Annotated in this window: 2 protein-coding genes; both read right to left on the bottom strand. The window is 76.8% G+C overall.

Translation table 11 applies throughout. The features are described from left to right. Positions 1-146 precede the first annotated feature (146 nt). Positions 147-3,410 (bottom strand): S41 family peptidase, encoded by a 3,264-nt coding sequence (locus ACZ5OX_RS04855; RefSeq protein WP_465628726.1) that lies wholly within the window; start codon positions 3,408-3,410, stop codon positions 147-149. A 107-nt stretch (positions 3,411-3,517) separates the two neighbouring features. Further along, positions 3,518-4,267 carry a 16S rRNA (uracil(1498)-N(3))-methyltransferase gene (locus ACZ5OX_RS04860; RefSeq protein ID WP_465628727.1) on the bottom strand — a complete coding sequence of 250 codons (750 nt, stop codon included), beginning with the start codon at positions 4,265-4,267 and terminating at the stop codon, positions 3,518-3,520. Positions 4,268-4,441 lie beyond the last annotated feature (174 nt).

Here is a 4,441-nt window from a genome sequence, read left to right on the forward strand (position 1 = left end):
AGCCTTGCGCCGTTTGTCCCCCCGGGAATGGGGGAACAAGAAGAAGCCCCGCCCCCTCCCCACCCCCCCGCAAACGGGGGGGGGAGTTCGCCCCGCCCCCCTCCCCACCCCGGCTCCCCGCTGCAGGGCCCCGCCACCGAGCCCCGCTACGCCCAGGGCAGCGGCGGCGCCGTGCGGGCCGGGGTCTCGGCGAGCCCCGCCAGCGCGAGCCGGACGCCCTCGGCCAGCTGGGGGTCCTCGCCGGCCGCCCAGTGGTGCGGGGCGAACGGCACCTCGACATCCGGGTCGACGCCGTGGTTCTCCAGGCCCCAGCCGTAGTTCTCCATCCAGAGCGCGTACTTGGGCTGGGTGACCAGGGTGCCGTCGACCAGCCGGTAGCGGCTGTCGATGCCGATCACCCCGCCCCAGGTGCGGGTGCCGACCACCGGGCCGATCCCGAGCGCCTGGACGGCGGCGTTGACCACGTCGCCGTCCGAACCGGTGAACTCGTCGGCGAGCGCGACCACCGGGCCGCGCGGGGCGTCCGCCGGGTAGGGCACCGGGTGGTCGGTGTCCCGGATGACGTCCCAGCCGACGATCCGGCGGGCCAGCTTCTCGATCACCAGCTGCGAGGTGTGGCCGCCCCGGTTCCCCCGGACGTCGACGACCAGGCCCTCCCTGGCCATCTCGCTGCGCAGGTCGCGGTGCAGCTGGGCCCAGCCGGCCGTCTGCATGTCGGGGATGTGCAGGTAGCCCAGCCGCCCGCCGGACAGCTCGCGCACCGCGGCCCGCCGCCCGGCCACCCAGTCGTGGTAGCGCAGCGCCTCCTCGTCGGCGAGCGGGACGACCACCGGGTGGCGCCGGTCGGTGCCGTCCTTCCCGGCCACGGTCAGCTCGACCGGCTGCCCGGCGGTGCCGGCCAGCAGCGGCGCCGGCCCGGTGACCGGGTCCACCGGGCGGCCGTTGACGGCGAGCACCGCGTCGCCCGGGCGGATCGCCGCGCCGGGTGCGGCCAGCGGCGAGCGGGCCCTGGGGTCGGAGGACTCGCCGGGCAGGATCCGGGCGATCCGCCACTGCTCGCCGTCCCGGACCAGGTCGGCGCCGAGCAGGCCCTGGCGCCGGGCGGGCTCGGTGTACCGGCCGTACGGCATCACGTAGGCGTGCGAGGTGCCGAGTTCGCCGTGCACCTCCCAGAGCAGGTCGACCAGTTCGTCGTGCGAGCCGATCCGCTCGACCAGCGGCCGGTAGCGCTCCAGCACCCCGGCCCAGTCGACGCCGGAGAGGTCGGGGCGCCAGAAGTTGTCCCGCATCAGCCGGCCGTTCTCGGCGTACATCTGCCGCCACTCGGCGGCCGGGTCGACGGTGACCCGCAGCCGGGCGAGGTCGACGGCGGTCTCCTCGTCGTCGCCGCCCTTGTGGTCGGCCGGGACGACCCGCAGTTCGCCCTCGTCCAGCACGGCCACCCGGGTGCCGTCCGCGCTGACCGCGAAGTCGTCCACGCCGTGCACCAGCTGCTCGACCCGGCGCTTGCGCAGGTCGAAGCGCTCCAGCACCGGGCGCGGCCGGTCGTCGTCCAACGAGGCCGCCTCGTCGCCGAGTTCGCCCATCAGCGGGGCCCTGGTCCAGAGCACGCCGTCCTTGGCGGCGGCCAGCTCCTCGAAGCGGCCGCCCTCGACCGGGAAGGGGACGATCCGGTCGGCGATGCCGTCCAGGTCCACCCTGGTCACCGGCGCGGCACCGGCCGCCGCCGCCTCGCCGTCCGCCTTCCCGGCCTTCGGCTCGTCCTCCTCCCCGCCGAGCGGGCGCCCGGCCCGCCGCGGGCCGAACGGGGAGGGGGTGTCGGCGGCCAGCGTGACGAGGTAGGGGCGGCAGCCGTTCGGGAACGACAGGTCGAAGACGTGGGCGTCGTAGACCGGGTCGAAGTTGCGCACCGACAGGAAGGCCAGGTAGCGGCCGTCCGCGGTGAAGGAGGGCGAGGTGTCCACGAAGCGCGGCTGGGTGACCTCGCCGACGGTCCGGGTGGCCAGGTCGGCCAGCACGATCTGGCGCAGCGAGTGCGGGCCCATCCCGCGCACCGGGCGCGACCAGGCCAGCCAGGCCGAGTCCGGGCTGAAGGCGGGCCCGCCGGGCTCGCCGTCGGCGCTGCGGTCCAGCTCGTGCACGGCGCCGTCGGTCAGCGAGACCAGCAGCACCCGGCCGTCGTGCACGCCGAGCGCGGCCCGCTTGCCGTCCGGGGAGACCGTCAGCGAGTTGACCCGGCCGAGCCGCCCCGCGGCCAGCCGGCGGCGCTCGGCGCCGTGCAGGTCGGGGGCGAACTCCAGGGCGTCCTCGCCCTCGGCGTCGGTCACCCACAGCACGCCCTGGGCGCCGTCCTCGCCGGGCACCACCCGGGCCAGGCGCCCGCGCACGCCGGGGGTCTCGTCCAGCACCCGGGCCGGGCCCTCGCGGTGGGTCAGCCAGTGCACGCTGCCGCGCACCACCACGGCGCTGCCCCGGCCGGTGCGGTCGGGGGCGACGGAGTCCAGCCAGTGCGCGGCGGGCACCGGGCGGGGGCGGCGCCCGGCCCGCGGACCGGCGAGGCGGACGTCCAGCCGGCGCGGCTCGGCGCCCGCCAGGTCGTCCAGCAGCCAGAGGTCGCCGGCCCGGTGGAAGACCACCCGGGTGCCGTCGGTGGTGGCGCCCCGGGCGTAGAAGCCGTCCGGGTCGGTGGTGTGGCGGCGCAGGTCGGTGCCGTCCGGGCGGCTGGACCACAGCTCGCCGACGCCCTCGTGGTCGGACAGGAAGGCGATCCTGCCGTCGCGCCCGTCCTGCCCGGCGACCCACAGCGGCGAGTCCAGCTGCCCGTCCAGCTCCGCGTGGACGCGGGCGAACTCGTCCCGGCCGAGCCACAGCTTGCCGGCCCGCCCGCCCCGGTACCGCTTCCACCAGGCCGGGTCGCGGCCGTTGACGCTGTTCAGCAGCACCCGGTCACCGCCCGGCTCGAAGGCGAGGGCGCCGACCGGCCCGTACGGCAGCCGCTGCGGCTCGCCGCCGTCCAGCGGCACGGCGTGCGCCCAGGTGCGGCGGAAGCTCGACTCGCCGGCGGCGGTGGCGGCGATCGGGCGGCCGTCGGCCGTCCAGCCCAGCACCCGGGTCTGGTGACTGCCCCAGTGGGTGAGCCGGCGCGACGGGCCGCCGTCCACCGGCACCACGTGCACCTCGGGGGCGCCGTCCCGGGTGGTGGTGAAGGCGAGGTGACGCCCGTCCGGGGAGAACCGCGGGTGGTGGACCGGCAGGTGGTCCGCCGTCAGCCGCCAGGCCCGGCCGCCGTCCAGAGGGGCGAGCCAGAGGTCGTCCTCGGCGACGAAGGCGACCAGGTCGCCGTGCAGGTGGGGATGGCGCAGGTAGGCGCCCGCCGAGCTGTTCGGGGAGGTGCTCAGGGAGTCCGTCACCCGGCCAGCCTAGGCAGCCGCGCGTACGGTCCGCGCCGTTTTCCGCAGACTCCCGGCGCCGCCCGCGGACGGCCGTCACCCGGCCGCGACCAGGGCGCCGGGACGCGCTACGACCAGCGGCCGGTGCGCCCCAGCAGCAGTGCGCCGGCGGCGACCCCGGCGGTGGAGGTGCGCAGCACCGAGGGGCCCAGCCGGTACGGCTTGGCGCCGGCCTCGGCGAAGGCGGCCAGCTCCTCCGGGGAGACCCCGCCCTCCGGGCCGACCACCAGCACGATGTCCCCGGCCTCCGGCAGACCGGCGTGCGCCAGCGGCTCGGCGCCCTCCTCGTGCAGCACGGCGGCGAACGCGGCCCCCAGCAGCACCGGTGCCAGCTGTCGGGTGGTCATCACGTCCCGGACCACGGGGAAGCGCAGCCGGCGGGACTGCTTGCCGGCCTCCCTGGCGGTGGCCCGCCACTTGGCGAGCGCCTTGGCGCCGCGTTCGCCCTTCCACTGGGTGATGCAGCGCGAGGCGGACCACGGGATCACCACGTCCACGCCGACCTCGGTCATCGTCTCCACGGCCAGCTCGCCGCGGTCGCCCTTGGGCAGCGCCTGGACGACCACGATCCGCGGCGCGGGCTCCGGCTCCCGTCGTACGGCGGCGACCGTCACGTCGATCGCGTCCTTGCCGAGCACCGCGGCGACCGTGCCGTCCACGCCGAGCCCCAGCCCGTCGGCCAGGGTCACCGCCTCGCCCGGCTCCAGCCGCTTGACCGCGGCCGCGTGCCGCCCCTCCGGGCCGTCCAGGCGCACCACGGCCCCGGGCTCGGCGGCGGCGATCCGCTCGGTCTCGACGAAGAAGACGGGCGCGGTCATGACGGAAAACCTCCAGAATTGGGACGGACACACGGAAGGGGTGCCGGGGGGCGAGCCCCCCGCCCCCCCCCCCGGACAACCCCCAGCCACTTCAGGCGTCCCTCCGCCAGGAGAAAAAGACCTCCTTGCCCCGTGCGAACTCTTCAGACACGCGCTCCCCCCCTCACAACACCA

This window comes from Kitasatospora sp. NPDC032121, assembly GCF_055580145.1.